Origin of the sequence: Streptomyces sp. NPDC090442, from assembly GCF_044769405.1 — a bacterium.
In the GTDB taxonomy this organism is placed as follows: domain Bacteria; phylum Actinomycetota; class Actinomycetes; order Streptomycetales; family Streptomycetaceae; genus Streptomyces.
Genome location: NZ_JBIVXW010000001.1, coordinates 96,547 through 111,636 on the forward strand (window position 1 = coordinate 96,547; position 15,090 = coordinate 111,636).

Annotated in this window: 15 protein-coding genes; 4 read left to right on the forward strand and 11 right to left on the reverse strand. The window is 74.1% G+C overall.

Annotation, left to right across the window (positions count from 1 at the left end; all coding sequences use genetic code 11):
• Positions 1–55: 55 nt before the first annotated feature.
• Positions 56–1,099: a helix-turn-helix domain-containing protein gene (locus ACIQU6_RS00445; protein ID WP_403479402.1), complete on the reverse strand. Its 1,044-nt coding sequence runs from the start codon at positions 1,097–1,099 to the stop codon at positions 56–58.
• Between the two features lie 51 nt (positions 1,100–1,150).
• On the opposite strand from ACIQU6_RS00445, the gene ACIQU6_RS00450 reads away from it, so the two are divergent.
• Complete coding sequence (locus ACIQU6_RS00450; RefSeq protein WP_403479403.1) at positions 1,151–1,552, forward strand: cupin domain-containing protein; 402 nt, start codon at positions 1,151–1,153, stop codon at positions 1,550–1,552.
• Between the two features lie 497 nt (positions 1,553–2,049).
• Here the strand turns inward: ACIQU6_RS00450 and ACIQU6_RS00455 are convergent, their stop codons facing one another.
• Both ACIQU6_RS00455 and ACIQU6_RS00460 read right to left on the reverse strand, forming a co-directional pair.
• Positions 2,050–2,601 (reverse strand): transglycosylase family protein, encoded by a 552-nt coding sequence (locus ACIQU6_RS00455; protein WP_403479404.1) that lies wholly within the window; start codon positions 2,599–2,601, stop codon positions 2,050–2,052.
• A gap of 243 nt (positions 2,602–2,844) precedes the next feature.
• The gene (locus ACIQU6_RS00460) at positions 2,845–3,561 is read right to left on the reverse strand and encodes a hypothetical protein (RefSeq protein ID WP_403479405.1); all 717 of its coding nucleotides are present in this window, start codon (positions 3,559–3,561) and stop codon (positions 2,845–2,847) included.
• Positions 3,562–3,818: 257 nt separating this feature from the next.
• On the opposite strand from ACIQU6_RS00460, the gene ACIQU6_RS00465 reads away from it, so the two are divergent.
• The gene (locus ACIQU6_RS00465; RefSeq protein WP_403479406.1) at positions 3,819–5,078 is read left to right on the forward strand and encodes a sensor histidine kinase; all 1,260 of its coding nucleotides are present in this window, start codon (positions 3,819–3,821) and stop codon (positions 5,076–5,078) included.
• Between the two features lie 109 nt (positions 5,079–5,187).
• On the forward strand, positions 5,188–5,901 hold the full coding sequence (locus ACIQU6_RS00470; protein ID WP_403479640.1) for a response regulator: 714 nt from the start codon (positions 5,188–5,190) through the stop codon (positions 5,899–5,901).
• A gap of 30 nt (positions 5,902–5,931) precedes the next feature.
• Here the strand turns inward: ACIQU6_RS00470 and ACIQU6_RS00475 are convergent, their stop codons facing one another.
• The 7 genes from ACIQU6_RS00475 to ACIQU6_RS00505 form a co-directional block, all read right to left on the reverse strand.
• The gene (locus ACIQU6_RS00475; protein WP_403479407.1) at positions 5,932–7,719 is read right to left on the reverse strand and encodes an FAD/NAD(P)-binding protein; all 1,788 of its coding nucleotides are present in this window, start codon (positions 7,717–7,719) and stop codon (positions 5,932–5,934) included.
• A gap of 108 nt (positions 7,720–7,827) precedes the next feature.
• On the reverse strand, positions 7,828–7,914 hold the full coding sequence (locus ACIQU6_RS00480; protein ID WP_199812551.1) for a class III lanthipeptide: 87 nt from the start codon (positions 7,912–7,914) through the stop codon (positions 7,828–7,830).
• A gap of 79 nt (positions 7,915–7,993) precedes the next feature.
• Positions 7,994–8,080 carry a class III lanthipeptide gene (locus tag ACIQU6_RS00485; protein ID WP_199812551.1) on the reverse strand — a complete coding sequence of 29 codons (87 nt, stop codon included), beginning with the start codon at positions 8,078–8,080 and terminating at the stop codon, positions 7,994–7,996.
• 124 nt (positions 8,081–8,204) lie between these two features.
• Complete coding sequence (locus tag ACIQU6_RS00490; protein ID WP_274914774.1) at positions 8,205–8,300, reverse strand: class III lanthipeptide; 96 nt, start codon at positions 8,298–8,300, stop codon at positions 8,205–8,207.
• On the reverse strand, positions 8,288–10,996 hold the full coding sequence (gene lanKC, locus ACIQU6_RS00495; RefSeq protein WP_403479408.1) for a class III lanthionine synthetase LanKC: 2,709 nt from the start codon (positions 10,994–10,996) through the stop codon (positions 8,288–8,290). Before lanKC ends, ACIQU6_RS00490 begins: the two co-directional genes overlap by 13 nt.
• Positions 10,993–11,697 (reverse strand): GNAT family N-acetyltransferase, encoded by a 705-nt coding sequence (locus tag ACIQU6_RS00500; RefSeq protein ID WP_403479409.1) that lies wholly within the window; start codon positions 11,695–11,697, stop codon positions 10,993–10,995. Before ACIQU6_RS00500 ends, lanKC begins: the two co-directional genes overlap by 4 nt.
• A gap of 16 nt (positions 11,698–11,713) precedes the next feature.
• Positions 11,714–12,982, reverse strand: a complete 1,269-nt coding sequence (locus ACIQU6_RS00505) for a beta-ketoacyl-[acyl-carrier-protein] synthase family protein (protein ID WP_403479410.1) — start codon at positions 12,980–12,982, stop codon at positions 11,714–11,716.
• Between the two features lie 416 nt (positions 12,983–13,398).
• Between ACIQU6_RS00505 and ACIQU6_RS00510 the strand changes: the two genes are divergently transcribed.
• Positions 13,399–13,578, forward strand: coding sequence for a DUF5708 family protein (locus tag ACIQU6_RS00510; protein WP_274914770.1), 180 nt, complete (start codon positions 13,399–13,401; stop codon positions 13,576–13,578).
• An 89-nt stretch (positions 13,579–13,667) separates the two neighbouring features.
• On the opposite strand, the gene ACIQU6_RS00515 is transcribed toward ACIQU6_RS00510, so the two are convergent.
• Positions 13,668–14,918, reverse strand: a complete 1,251-nt coding sequence (locus tag ACIQU6_RS00515; RefSeq protein WP_403479411.1) for a helix-turn-helix domain-containing protein — start codon at positions 14,916–14,918, stop codon at positions 13,668–13,670.
• Positions 14,919–15,090: the final 172 nt, after the last annotated feature.

Sequence of the window (15,090 nt, forward strand, 5' to 3'; positions counted from 1 at the left end):
CTTCCAGGTTAGGGGTCGGGCGGCGGGCCCGTCGTACGGCCGTCCGGGCGGTGGTTCACGGGAAACGGCGTGTCTCACGGGGAACGGCGCGGTCTTCCGCACGCTCCGGTCCGAAGCGGCGGCGGTAGGCGGACGGGGTCAGCCCGGTCTCCCGGCGCATCAGGGCGCGCAGATGGGCCGCCGTGCCCAGGCCGCTGCGGTGGGCGACCACGTCGAGGCGGGCCTCGCCACGCTCGATCAACCGGCAGGCCAGGGCGATCCGTTCGGCGGTGAGCCAGGCCAGCGGGGTGGTGCCGAGCTGGGCGCGGAAGCGGCGGTGCAGGGTGGCCGGGCTGACCGCGGCGCGGGCGGCCAGGTCGGCCACCGACAGCGGGGCGTCGAGGCGCTGTTGGGCCCAGGCCAGGAGCGGGGCGAGCGACGCGTCGGGGACCCGGGGCACCGGGCGTTCCACGAACTGCCGCTGGCCGCCGTCCCGGTGGGCGGCGAAGACCAGTCGGCGGCTGACCGTATTGGCGATCTCCGCGCCGTGGTCGCGGCGGACCACGTGCAGCCCCAGGTCGAGCGCGGCCGCGCTGCCCGCCGCGGTGAGGATGTCGCCGTCGTCGACGAACAGCACGTCGGTCTCCAGGCGGACGGCGGGGAAGCGGGCCCGGAAGGCGTCCGCCCACTGCCAGTGGGTGGCGGCCCGCCGGCCGTCGAGGACGCCCGCCTCGGCGAGGGTGAAGGCGCCGGTGCAGAAGCTGAGCAGCCGGGCGCCGCGGGCGTGGGCCCGGCGGACGGCGTCGAGCAGCGCGGGGCGGCGGGGCACCTCGACGTCGGGGCGCTGCGGGACGATCACGGTGTCCGCGTCGTCGGCCGCGTCCAGCCCGGCGACCCCGGCGAGGGTGAAGACGCCGTCCCGCATCGCGGTCCGCGGGGAGGGCGCGCAGAGCGCGAAGTCGTAGAGCCGGTGGCCTATTTCGGGGCGTGGGAGGCCGAACACCTCGATGGCGCAGCCGACTTCGAAGGCGTTGGTGTTGTCGTCGACGAGGGCGACGACGCGGTGCGGACGGGACGGGCGGCCCGGGGCGCGGCGGGGGTGCGAGGATCGTTGCGGCATGTGCGATTCCTAGCACTCGTGGCGGCCGGCCCGGCGGGACAGGATCGCCCCATGAGCACACACCCCGACCGACCGCAGCAGCTCGCGGCGGCGCTGGCCTCCTTCGACGCGCTGTGGAGCCCCCGGATCGTCACCCGGGTCAACGACTACGACGTCCGGGTCGCCAAGGTCGCCGGCACGCACCTGTGGCACGCGCACGACGACACCGACGAGTTCTTCCTGGTGCTGGAGGGGGAGTTGTTCCTCTCGTTGCGGGAGGAAGCCGGGGAGCGGACCGTCCGGCTCCCCAAGGGCGCCGTCTTCACCGTCCCCCGGGGCGTCGAGCACAGGCCCCACTCCCCTTCTGGCGCCCACCTGCTGCTCTTCGAACCGACCGGCACCTCGACCGTCGGCGACCGGCACGAGGAGGTCCCCGACCACGTGGACGCGACCACCGGCCACCCCCTGGGGTGAGCCGCGCGCGCGGCCCGGCGGCGGATGCCGGGCCGTGCCCGCCCCCGACGACCGGCCCCGGCTCACCCGGCGCAGTACACGTCCCGCTGCGGGCGGCGGCCCGAGGAACGGCGTCGCCGGGTCCCGGAGGTTCTGCACCATCAGGATGTTGGCGGGGCCCCGCGCCCCCGGTAACTCGTCATGCCCCAGGGCTCGTTGCGCGGCTGGCACCCGCCCATCCGGCGGGCCGCCCTCTCCCGGTGGGGTTGTCCCCCGTATCCGCCGCGGCCGGGGCGGCGGGCTGCTGGGCCAGCCGGCTGAATGTGGCCCGCAAGCGTTTGGCTCCCTGCGGGTTGCCGAGCCGCCGTATGCCCCACCGCAGCACGATACGTCCGGGATCAACAGGCCGATCGGGCAGGTGGCGGCACCGAGCAGATCGACCAAGCCCGAAGTGCCGCCACCCGCCCGCGTTCACCCTGACCGCCCACCGGATTCACCATGACGGCCGCGCCTTCCGCTCAGCCCCGCAGGCGCAGTTGTTGACCCGGGTGAATGCGGTTCGCGCCTTGGGCGAGGCGGTCCTTGTTGAGGGTGTAGAGGGCGGAGGAGCCGCCGGGGACGTGGGTGCGGCGGGCGATCGCGGAGAGGCAGTCACCGGCGTGGACGATGTAGGTGGCGGTGCGGCGGGTGCCGGGGGCGCGCTGGGCCGAACGGCGGCCGTGTTGGCCGCAGTTGGGCCAGGGGGACAGGCCGAGGTCCTGGGCGATGCGCTCGCCGACGGCGATCTGCTCGTCGCGGGTGGCGAGGTCGGCGCGCGGGGCGTAGCGGTGGCCGCCGTAGGCACGCCAGGTGGACGGCGAGATCTGGAGGCCGCCGTGGTAGCCGTTGCCGGTGTTGGTGTGCCAGTCGCCGCTGCTCTCGCAGGCGGCGATCTGGTCCCAGTCGGTGCCCGTCGGCGGTGGGTCGGCGGCCGCGGGGCCGGCGACGCCCACCAGCGCCAGGAGGGAGGCCAGGGCGAGCAGGGCGGACGGGATGGGTCCGGTGGTGCGTCCGGCGAGCGGCGACGGCATGGGTACTTCCTCCTGCGCAAGCGGCGTCGCGGCGTCGTGCTCGCCACGACTCGAAGCACGCAACAGGTAACCCGTCAAGAGGCCCTACGGAAGTCCGGGCGGGCCAAGCGGATTGTTTTTCACCCGGGCGGGCCCCTGCCGGAGGATTGCCGGGTTGCGCAAACGAACTGTCGCGGCGCGCGGCGGGATTCCTTTTTCCGCCGGGGAGGCGGCGGAAAAAGGAAGGCGGCCGGCGCCGCGACGTCAGCGGAAGGAATAGGCGAAGGACGGGATGACGCAGGGCGGTTCGGGGGTGGCGACCGCGAACTCGTAAGCGGCCGAGAAGCGGAAGTTCCGTACGCGGACCGGGATTTCGCTGCCGCAGGGGCCGGGGACGGCGACCGTGCCGGTGTCGGAGGGGAAGCCGGCCTCGATCCGCTCCGGGGCGAGGGAGAGGCCGCTGCCGACGGCCTGGAGGGCGGCGTCCTTGCGGACCCAGTAACGGGTGATGAGGCGTTCGCGTTCGGCGGCCGGGCGGGCGGCGGCGGTGCGGGACTCGTGCGGGGTGAGGATCTCGTAGGGGGTGTGCAGCGGGGAGGACTCCCGGCGTACGTGGCGTACGGACTCGACCGAGAAGCCCATCTGGCGGGCGCCGTCGCCGCAGGCCACGACCAGGAGGCCGTGCGTTCCGTACAGTTCCCAGTGGGCGGCGGCGGTCATCGCGGTGCGCACCCGGGAGGGGAGTCGGGCGAGCAGCCAGCCGCGCGAGGCGGCGTCGAGGGTGGCTCTGGTATGGCCGTTGAGGCCCGGACAGCTCTCGGCGGTGAGCTCGCTCCCGGAGCCGGTGGGTGGGGCGGATCCTGCGGGGCCGGGGCCCACGGGGACCACGAAGACGGGCACCTGGTCGGTGCCGTCCTGGCCGGGGAGACCGTGGTCGGCGAGTTCCGGGGCGAGATCGAGAAGAGCGGCGTTCGTTTCCACGTACTTTCCGTCCTCCACAGTTGAGCGGCGGCTCGGCCGTTCCGGAAGGCGACGGCCGTCAATCGGTGGCGACTTCGGCCTCCCCCTTTTTCGCCTACATCGATCGATACAGTCAGGCCAAGGTTTGCATGTCCTCCGTAACCTTGGAGTCATCCCTCCTGCCGATGTCCGGCTACATACTTCGATGTACGGAACAGCGACCCAATTCGGCAGTCAGGGCAAGGCGTCCGCGCATGTCACGGACGTACTGTCCTGGTGTGTGGTTACGCCAATTCGCATCGCCCCGGCCACCCCGTACGCCGATACCGCTGCGCGATCTCCGGCTGGCCGTGGGGTTCTTCGCCGGCTGTCTGATCCTCTACGTGGTCGGCGGGGCCCGGGTCATGGGCGGGCAGGTCCCCGTGTGGCAGGCGGTGCTGCCGGTGGCGGTGTTGTGTGGCTCGACCGCCTTCCGCAGCGTCGCGCCGGGCCGGGCGGTGCTCGTCGGCACGGTCACCGTCACCCTGGAGGCGGCCGTCAGCGGCGGGTTGGGGCCGGTACTGATCTACACGGACCTGCTGTACGCGGCGGCGCTGTACGGGGCGCCGTGGCTGTGCCGGGCGCTCCAGTTCGGGACCGTCGCGGCCACCATGGCGGCCACCGTGGTCTTCCTCGTCATCGGCGACCGGTCGGAGGGGGTGACCACCGGGCTCATCGTGGCGCTGCTGCTCATCTCGCCCGTCTGGACCGGGGTGTTGATACGGAACCACAAAGAACAGGCGGACGCCGAACGGCAACGGGCGGCGCAGATCAACCGGCTGGCCGAACTGGACCGCAAGACGGTGCTCCAGACCGAACGCACCCGGATGGCCCGGGAGTTGCACGACCTGGTGGCCAACCACCTGAGCGCGATCGCCATCCACTCCAGCGCGGTGCTCTCGCTCCAGGAGGCCAAGGGCGCCGACGGGGCGGGGCCGGACGCCGACGACCCGGTGCTGCGGGCGCTGGCGGTGATCCGCGAGAACAGCGTGCAGGGACTGGCCGAAATGCGTCGCATGGTGGTGCTGTTGCGCTCCGACCGGGCGGTCGACGACGACTGGGACCGGCCACAACTGGGCGCGCTGCCCACGCTGGTGGAGCAGGCCCGGCCGGCGGCCGACGCGGCGGCGCTGACGTTGGTCACGGAGTTCCCCGAGCACTTCCCCGAGGTGTCGTCGGTGATCGAGGTGACCGCGTACCGCATCGTGCAGGAGGCGTTGACCAACTGCCTCAAGCACGCGGCGGCCGGGCGGGTGCGGATCCGCTGCGAGGCCGGCCCCGAGGAGCTGACCCTGTGGGTGGACAGCCCGTTGGCCCGCCCGGGCGGGCGGGGGCAGCAACGGCCCGGGGACCCCCCGACCACCGGGGCCGGCGCCGGGCTCGCCGGGATGTCGGAGCGCGCGGCGCTGGTGGGCGGGGTGTTCGACGCGGGCCCCGACCGCTCGGTCCCCGGACGGTGGCGGGTGAGGGCGGTGCTGCCGCTGGACCGGAACTCCTGAGAGGAAGGCCCGCGGGCGCGGGCCGATTCCACACCGGGCAGCGAGCGAGAAGGGGAAGCAGACAGTGGAGCGAGCGGCACAGCAGGCGGAGCAGGCGGCGGGACGGGCCGTGGAGGAGGTACGGGCGGCGGGCCCCGCGGGTACCGGGGAGGGCATCCGGGTGCTGGTCGCCGACGACCAGGCCGCGGTGCGGTCCGGGCTGGTGCTGGTGCTCCAGACCGACCCGGACCTGACGGTGGTGGGCGAGGCCGGCGACGGCGAGGCGGCGGTGCGGATGGCCGACGAACTCCGGCCCGACGTGGTCCTGATGGACGTGCAGATGCCGCTGCTCAACGGCGTCGCGGCCACCCGCCGGATCGTCGAGGGCGGGCTGGCGCAGGTGCTGGTGCTGACCACCTTCGACCTCAACGAGTACATCTTCGGGGCGCTGCGGGCCGGCGCGGGCGGCTTCATCCTCAAGAACGCCGAACCGGCCGTGCTGGTGCGGGCGGTGCGCGACGTGGCCCACGGGGACGGCTTCCTCACGCCGGCCATCGCCCGGCGGCTGATCGGCGAGTTCGCGCACCAGGCGCCGGTGCCGGCGGACGGGCCCGCGCTGCCCGACGGGGCGGCACAGGCGCTGGAGTCGCTCACCAAACGGGAGTTGGAGGTGCTGGCCTGCATCGCGCGCGGCCAGGCCAACAGCGCCATCGCCGAGACCCTCCACCTCGCGGAGGGCACGGTCAAGACGCACACCAGCCGGATCCTGTCGAAGCTGAACCTGCGCAGCCGGGTGCAGGCGGCGATCCTGGCGCAGCAGTACGGGCTGACGCCGCGCGGCTGAGCGGTCCGGGCGGGCCGCGCCCGCGCCGCGTCAGCCGCCGGTGAGCAGGCGGCGGGCGAGGGCGTCGGTCTGCCGCAGCGCCGTGGCGTTGGCGCCGGGCCGGGGGAACTGCGCCGGGCCGAGCACGAAGCGGTCCCGGTGGACGGTGCCGTCCGCGTCGACCGGGTGCAGCGCGGGGCCGTCCAGCCGGGGCAGCGCCGCGCCCTCGCCGCCGGGGCCCGGGACCAGTTCGCCGCGCTGCCACAGGGCGCGCAGCAGCGGATCGGCGAGGCGGTCGGGGGCCGGCATCGCCAGCCGGGCGTCCAGGAGGACGGCCGCCTCGTGGACGGTGCCGGGGACGGCGGGACTGGTGGCCCGGAAGGCGTCGCGGTCGGCCGTCACCCGCAGGTCGGGGCCGGTGAACGTGACGATGCCCGCCTCGGCCAGCGCGAGCAGTTGGGCGGCCCGCAGCGGCGGCGGTCCGGAGCTGAGGTAGGTGCCGAGCGCGAGCCGGCGCAGCGCGTCGGCGAGCGCGGTGCCGGCCAGGTCGCCGGCCCGCCACAGCTCCTCGACGACCTCGCCGGTGCGGCGCAGGGCGTCCACCAGGGCGCGTTCGGTGCCGGCGGCCGGGCCGGTGCGGCGGCGCAGGGTCGTCACCAGGTGGGCGCGCAGCCGGCGTTGGAGGTCGTCGGAGTCGGCGAAGGTGTGGCCGGCCAACGGGGCGGCCAGCCGGTCGAGGTCGAGCCGGTCGGCGGGGTCGGGGACCGCCGCGGCCGCCAGTTTGGCGAGCCGGCCGGGGTCGGTGACCAGTACGGCGTACTGGGCGTCGAAGTCCGGCCAGGTCATCCGGGTGCGCTCGGGGGCGGCGGCGAACAGGGCACGGTAGTGCCACCAGCCCAACTCGGCCCGGAACAGCGGCCACAGGTCGCGGTCGAAGTCCGCGCCGGGACGGTCGAGCGCGGCCCGGCAGGCGGCGGCGGTGGCGAAGCGCGCGACGTCCTCGGCGGCGGACGGGCCGGCCGGGTCCGGGGCCGGTTTCGGGGGGAGCGGGACGCCGCGCCGGGAGCCCGCGTACAGGCGCGGCTCGCGGCCGGAGGGGAGGTAGCGCAGCGGCCCCTCGGGCGTGCGGACGAAGCGGCCGCCGCGGCCCTCGGTCAGCAGTGCCAGGCAGTCGGTGAAGACCAGGCCGAGGCCGCGGGCGAGGACCGGCGCGCCGGGCGGGATGCGCTCCAGGGCGGCCGGGTCGGCCGGTCCGGGGCCGATTCGCAGCAGGCCGGGCGGGGCGGGCTCGGGAAGGACATCGGGGTGCCCCTGGGCAAGCACCACCCGGTCGGCGCGGACGGGCCGGCCGGAGTCGAGGAGCACCTCCTGGCGGCCGTCGTCGGTGCGCCGCAGGTCGACCGCGCGCGCCCGGTGCGGATGCAGCCGGACCGAGGCGGGCGCCGCGGCGGTCACCTCGGCGAAGAAGCGGCGCAGATAGCGGCCCTGGTCGCGGCGGGCGGCGTAGGCGCCGTCGTGCAGCGGACCGTCGAGCCAGGCGGCGGTGGTGGGGCCGGGGCGCGGCGGGCCGGCGCAGTCGACGGTCGCGTCGGGGTAGACGGTGACCTGGTCGGCGGCGGAGTTCATCCACAGCAGGCCGGGCTGGTCGGTGTGCCAGGTGCGTCCGGCGCCGGGCGGGTAGGGGTCGACGAGGTGCAGCGTGAGCGGCCGATCGCCGTACAGCGCGGGGACGTTGGCGAGGATCCGCTCGACGAGACTGGCGCCGCGGGGGCCGCAACCGATGACGCAGAGGGCGAGCGGTGCGCCGCCGTCCGCGGGGTGCTGCCCGGCCGTGTCCATCGTCGTCCTCCCCGTGCCGTCTGCCCTGGACCGTCCGCCGTCGGTCCGTTGGTGCCCGACGCGAGGGCCCGGTGACCCGCACCGCAGGGCGGGTCACCGGGCGCGATGTCAGCAGCCGGTGCTGACGGTGGAGCCGAGCGCCTGAGCCTCACGCTCGCCCGGCACCTCCAGGCCCTGAAGGTCCATGATGGTCATCGAAAACACCTCCCTTCCTAAGTCCCTTGCTACTGTGTACTGTTGACAGTTCCGGTGTTCCCGGACACCGGACGGTGCGTCAGCAGCCGGTGCTGACGGTGGAGCCGAGCGCCTGAGCCTCACGCTCGCCCGGCACCTCCAGGCCCTGAAGGTCCATGATGGTCATCGAGAACACCTCCCTCCGGGGGTGAGCAGGAGCGGTGGACAGCAGCGCTGATGCGTCGGGTGCCGTTGCGGGGCACCCCGTCCGGCGGGCCGTGTCACGACGGGACGCGGTCCGCCGGCGTCATTCAGCAGCCGGTGCTGACGGTGGAGCCGAGCGCCTGGGCCTCACGCTCGCCCGGCACCTCCAGGCCCTGAAGGTCCATGATGGTCATCGAGAACACCTCCCTTCCGCGTCTTCCGTGGGGCCCGCCGTCCCGGAGGGGACGGCGGGGGTCGCGGCACCTCGGGCGCCGCTGGCGCGCTCCGGGACGGCCGGGTTGACGGCCGCGGCGGACCGCGAGTCGGTGAGGAACGGCAGCAGCGGGGTGCCCCGTTCGGCGGTGGCGACGGCCAGCAGTACGCCGGCTCCACCGGTGGCCACGTCCATGGAGATCCGGGCCCGGCCGTCGCAGGGGAAGACCGTCGCGCCGTCCAGCGTCATGGCGTGGTGCTGAAGGTTGGTCAGATGGCGGGCGAGTTGCCGCTCGGCGGTCTCCGCGGGCTGCGGGACCAGCGCGCGCAGGGTGGCCAGGGTGCCGATCAGTCCGGCGCGACCGCCCCACAGGCCCGACTCGATGACGAAGTCGGAGGAGCAGGCCCGCAGCAGGGCCGGCAGCGCCTCGCGGATCCGGGCGTCCTCCCGGTACCGCAGGAGTTCGGCGGCGACCAGGGCGATGCCCGCGCTGCCGTTGTCCAGGTAGGGCAACAGCCGGAACCCCTCGTCCACTTGGAGGGTGTCCCCCGGACCGGAGGAACAGCGGTCCAGGTCGCGGTGGACGGCCCGCACCGCCTCGTCCAGCAGGCCCGGATCACCGGTGGCCCGGTGCGCGCGGAGCAGGAACAGCGCCGGTCCCGACCAGCCGTACATCAGGCCGGCGGCGTGCGCGGAGCCGGTGCGGCGGCGGTGCTCGACCGGTTCCCGGCGGGCGGCGGCCAGGGTGTCGGCGAGCCGGTCGGCCAGGTGCAGGGCGTGCTCGCGCGGGGCGGGGTCGTCCCAGGCGTCGGCGAAGTGCAGCAGGGTGAGGCCGGAGCCGGCCAGGCCGCGGTAGAGGCTGGGGCAGCGGCGGTTGGCCAGCTGGCCCCGGGCCCGGTCCAGGGACTCCAACGCCCCGTCCACGTCGCCGAGTTCCGCGAGGACGTAGGCGATGCCGTGGAGTCCGTCGTAGAAGCCGGTGCGTTCGGCCGGCACCCGGCGGGCGGCGGCCCGCAGCCAGGCGGTGTGCGCCTCGTCGCGGACGCCGAGCGCGGTGTGCCGGGCCCACAGGACGCCGGCCGCGCCGTGCGCGAACCCCGCGCCGCCCTCGGCGAACTGCGCGAAGTCACCGGGGAACAGCCGGTCCTCGCGGTCCGGGGTGGCGCTGGCGCGCAGCCCGCGGTCGAGCGAGGCGAGCAGGTCCGGGGGCGGGAACGGGCCGGGGGCGCTGGCCAGGGTGCGCGGCCGGGTGCCGTCGGCCGGTGCGGCCGGGGCGAGTTGGGCGGCCAGCCGGGCGACCAGCTCCTCGGGGAGGCGGAACCGGCGGGCCGCGATCTGGAGCAGCGCCGACGCCTTGTCGGGGGCCAGGCCGCAGAGCGCGGCGAGCGGCAGGAAGAGCCAGAGCGCGATGGCCGCGAGCGCGTAGTGGTCGCCGTCCGCGCCGGTGGCGTCGGCCCGGTGGAAACCGGGGGCGCCGAGGCTGCTGGGGGTGGCCAGGTCGATCGCGTCGGCGACCTCGAAGTCCAGCAGGACGGGGATGTCGCCGTCCTGGATGACGAAGTTGCCGGGGTGCAGGTCGCCGATCCGGACGCCGCGGGCGTGCACCGAGGCGATCAGCTTCTCGATCCGGCCGAACAGGGCCAGCGCGCGGTCCCGGTGGGCGAGCACCGCCGCCTCGTCCGGTTCCGGCACGGTCAGCGGGTAGCCGCCGGCGAGCCAGGACTGGAGGTCCTTGCCCTCGATCTCCTCCAGGACCAGGAACAGGTGGTCGCGGACCTGGAAGGTGCCGAAGGTGCGGGGGATGCCCGGGAGTCCGTCGAGCCGGCTGAGGATCTCGTGCTCGTGGGCGAGCCGGGCGACCGCGTCCCGTCCGACGCCGTCGGTGCCGGAGTGCGGCCGGCCCTCCTTGAGGACGACGGTGCGCTGGCCGGCGCCGAGGGCGTCGGGGCCGGTCGGCTCGGCGCGGTAGACGCCGCCGCCGTGCGAGAAGTGCAGCGCCCCGGTGATCCGGTAGGGGAAGGCGTCCACGGCCTGGCGGGCGGCCAGGGAGTCCTTGAGGACGTCCGGGAGGTCGACCCACTCGGGGGTGCGGAAGACGGGGGCGCGGCGGTCCGGTTCCCAGGTGCCGTCGGGCCGGCGGATCGCGGGCACGAGGTCGCCGTGGTCGTCCTCGGTGTGGTGGGTGCGGAAGCCGCCGTAGCGGACGTACAGCGGGCCCTCGCGAAAGCGCAGGTCGGTGAGGACGTACGGGCCGGGGCGGCCGCCGACGACGGCCTCCAGTCCGTCGAGGGTGCGGGCGAACTCGGCCTCGTCCACGGGGTAGACGGTCAGCAGCTTGCCCGCGGAGGAGCGCTGGGCGTACTTGCGGCTCAGCGCGCGCACGACGTTGGCGCTCTTGAGGTACTTGAAGTGCAGGCCGTGCGCCGTGCAGTAGGCGGCGACGTCGACGAGGGTGCGCTCGGCGTCCTCGGGGACCGCGGAGACGTGGATCTTCCAACCCTGGTCGGGGAGTTGGGGGCCGTCCCCGGTGGGCGGACGGCAGATCGTCCAGGTCTCGTTGTCGTCGCGGGTCCAGCCGTCGGGGAGCGGCGGGGCGGGGAAGCGGGTGGCCGCCAGGTCCCAGTTGCCGGGCCAGTCGAAGAAGACCCGGTCGGCCAGGGCGAAGCTCTCGGCGCCGTCTCTCATGCCGCACCCCGCCCGTCCTCGGCGGCGTCGCGCAGCGGGCGCGGGCCGGCCTCCTGGAGGAAGGCGGCGACGGCGCTGCGACCGGTCTCCGCCAGGTGCCCGGCGAGGATCTCGCGGGCCTGGGCCTTGTCCTCCTCGGGCACGAAGTCCTCCAGCCCGACGGCGAGGACACGGTTGGTCTCGCTGGGCTTGAGCGAGGCGTAGTGCTCGTCGCGGAGGATGCCCCACACGATCGCGTCGTGGTACTCGCCGTCCAGATAGCAGTGGTCCCGCAGGATGCCCTCGACCACGAACTGGGTCTTGGTCATCAGCCGGATGATGCCCTTGTTGTAGGCGGCGGTGGTCACCTGGACGCGGTGCGCGTTGAGTTGGTGGAAGAGGTAGTCGACGAGGAGGACGACGGCCTCCGCGCCGTAGCCGCGGCGCCAGAGCTCGGGGGTGCCGATCGCGCCGCCCACGGAGTAGCCGCCGATCCGGCCGGTGCGCTGGTAGCTGACGGTGCCGATGCGGTCCCCGTTGTGGGTGCGGATCACCATGTGGCTGACCCGCCCGGAGCGGTTGGCCGCCTCCACGTCGGCGGCGCCGAGCAGCTCCCAGTCGCCGCTGAGCACGGCCGCCGGCGAGCCGGGCCGCAGCCAGTCGGCGATCGCCGCCCAGTCGTCGTCGCCGGGCCATTCCAGGGTGACCAGTCGTCCCCGCATGGTGCGTCGCTCTCCTTCAGCCGGTGTAGCGGGTGAGTACGAGTACGGCGTTGTGGCCGCCGAAGCCGAACGAGTTGCTCAGGACCACGTCGCCGTCCCAGTCGCGGGGGCCCTTGGTGACCAGGTCGAGGTCGGGCTCGTCGGGGTGGTCGCAGTTGCGGATCGGCGGGACCACGCGGTCCCGTAGGGAGAGCACCGCGGCGGCGGCCTCGGCGGCGCCGGACGCGCCGAGCATGTGCCCGGTCATGCTCTTGACCGCGGTGACCGGGGTGCGGCGCAGGACGTCGGGGCCGAGCACCTCGCGCAACGCGGCCGCCTCGATGCGGTCGTTGAGCACGGTGCCGGTGCCGTGGGCGCTGATCTGCCCGACGTCCTCGGGGGCCCGTCCGGCGTCGGCGAGCGCGGCCCGCATGGCGCGGACGGCGCCGGCGCCGGTGGGGTCGGGGGCGGTGGCGTGGTGGGCGTCGGTGGTCGCGGCGTAGCCGGCCACCTCGGCGAGGATCGGCGCCCCCCGCCGCTCGGCGTGCCCGGCCTCCTCCAGGGTCAGCACGGTCGCGCCGACCGCCATGACGAAGCCGTCCCGGTCCCGGTCGAAGGGGCGGCTGGCGCCCTCGGGGTCGTCGTTGCGGCGGGAGAGGGCCTTGGCGTTGGCGGTGCCGGCCAGGTCGACGGCGGTGAGCGAGTCGTCGGTGCCGCCGGCCAGCGCCAGGTCGGCGCGGCCGTGCCGGATCAGTTCGACCGCCTCGCCGATGGCCACCGCGCCGGTCGCGCAGGCCGCGGAGACCGCGTGGCTGGGGCCGGCGATGCCGTGCTCGATGGAGAGCAGGCTGGTCGGGTGGTCGATCGCGGTGAGCACCGAGTGGTACGGCGAGACCCGGCGCGGGCCCTGCTCCTTGAGGATGTCGTACTGCTGCTGGATCGCGGGGGCGGCGCCGTAGCCGGAGCCGATCACCGCGGCGAAGCGGTGCGGGTCGACGTCGGCCGGCGGGTGCAGTCCGGCGGCGGCCAGGGCCTGGGCGGCGGCGACCGCGGCGTACTGGGTGAAGCGGTCGGTGCGCCGGGCCTGTTGGGGGGTGAGGACGCCGGTGGCGACCGGGTCGAAGTCGGTGACGTCGCCGCCGATCCGGACCGGCAGCTGGCCGGCGTCGAAGCGGGTGACGGCGCTGACGCCGCTGCGGCCGGCCAGGAGGGCGGCCCAGAAGTCCGCGGTGGTGTTCCCCAGCGGGGAGACCACGCCGCAGCCGGTGACGACGACGCGCCGCCGTTCTGCCGCCCGTAACTCCATGAGACCCTCCTACTTTTCTGCCCCTTGTCACGCTCAGGGCGTCCGCATGACTAGAAAGATGACAGTTGAGTCACTGAACTGTCAACAGTCTCATCGGAGTCAAACCGCAAGAGAGGGCCGGTCGGAGCCGCAAAGAAGGGCAGCTACCAGCGGAAACGTCGATCCGGGAATGACTACAAGAGTCACGAAATTTGACTGACGAGGCGTCGAAGCGATGCGGTACTGCCGACGGCGTGCCCGGCGCGCCCCGGGTACGCGCCCGTACGCCGACCCCCGGGGAGGGCCCGGCGTACATAGAAAGTGACAGGGGACGCCCGGCAAAGTGCCTACCTGCGGATGATCCGCGGCACCGGATCCGGACGGGACGCTGGAGCGGTCAACCTGCTCGACATCGGCAACAAGGGACGAGGGAACTCATGAAGGGCATTGCCGTCGGTATTTTCCTGGCGATCGTCGGCGTCATCCTGTGGCTCACGACCAAGGAAGTGGAGACGCCGTACGTCTCGCTCCACAAGGCCGGACTGGTCCTGGCGATCGTCGGCGGCGCGGAGGCGTTGTTCGCCCTCCTGGGATTGGGGAAGAAAGCGAATAAATAGCGACGCATTGGCGGCGCAATGACGGCAGCGCGGCATCGACCGCGCTTTTGGCCGTGGCCGCCACCAGGGCCCGGTGCGCCCGGCGGACGTCAGTTGTGCTTTTCGAGGAGGTCCGCCAGCCGTTCCCGGGCCCGGTCCGCGTGCCGGTACGCCTGGGCCCGCCGGAACAGTTCCGCGGAATACCGGAAGTGCCCGGCCGCCCTTTCCCGGTCCCCCAACCGCGCACAGGCCGCCGCGAGCTCCGAAAGCGCGGCGGCTTTCTCATGGCACCGCCCGGTATCGGGCAGCCCGGCCAGTTCCGCGCCCAGCGCGTAGACCCGGTCGCGGTCGCCGGCCGCCTCGGCGCAGACCGCCTCGGCGGTGGTCAGCCAGAGCGGGAAGTCCGGATCCTGCGTCACCGAGGCGACGACCAGCCCGCGCTCCACGATGCTCCGCGCCGCGCTCCGTTCGCCGCGGCCGAGCAGCAGCAGCGCATAGCGCCCGTTGACAGCCTCCCAGAGCCGGAAGCCGGCCGCGGGGGTCACCCGGCGGGCGGTCTCGGCCAGCAGCTCGGCGGCCCGGTCGGTCTCCCCCCGGTCCCACAGGTCCAGCGCCCGGTGCAGCGCGATCCGGGCGCGCGGCCCGGGCAGCACCCCGTCCGGCGAGCGCTTGTGGCCGGCGGCCTCCGGGGCCCAGTGCGCGCAGCCGCTCCAGTAGGCGCAGCGGGTCAGCACGTCGAGCACGAGCAGCGCGTGGAAGGCGCTGCCGGGCGCCTGGGCGGCGGCCACCTCCAGGGAGCCGGTGAGGGCGTGGCGCAGCCCGTCCTGGACCCGGCCAGCGGACTCCAACAGGTCGGCCAGGGCGGTCAGGGCGCGCAACCGGGCCTCGGCGAACGCGGCCGGGGCGAGCCCGTCCAGCATCCGCAGCAGGACGTCCGCGCCCTCGTCGGCGCGGCCCAGCGAGCCGAGTATTTCGGCCATGGCGAGTTGGGCCTCGGTGGATACGTCGTCCGGGCGGCCGCCCGTTTCGACACCGGCCAGCGCGCGGAATTCCTCCAACGCCCCTTCGGCGTCGCCGCCCTCCCATTGCCGACGGGCCGCGACCAATCGTCCGACCAGGTCGAGCCGGCGGACCCGGCCGGCAGATTCCGTCGACTCGGCGGCGCCGGATATTTCCGTGACGTCGACCCCGAGCCGTTCCGCCAGGATCTTCAGAGCACGTCCGCTGGGAATGCGCTTACCGCGTTCGACGAGGGAGATGTAGCTGGCGGACATTTCGGACCCGGCGAGTTCGTGCTGGGTCATTCCCGCGCTGACTCGTAGCTCTTTGATTCGCCGCCCGGTGTCCGCCGGCTCAGGCATTCGACTAACCCTCCGGATTCGAACGTTTTGAGGACTCCGGCCAGTTGTCCAAATCGCCGAGTCACAATGAGTGCTGGGCACTTTACCAACCAGTCAACTAGAAGTCGATACGGATTCCGTATTCTTCACTGCCCTTCACACTCCGGTGACACGGACATTTCGCTGGTGCCCG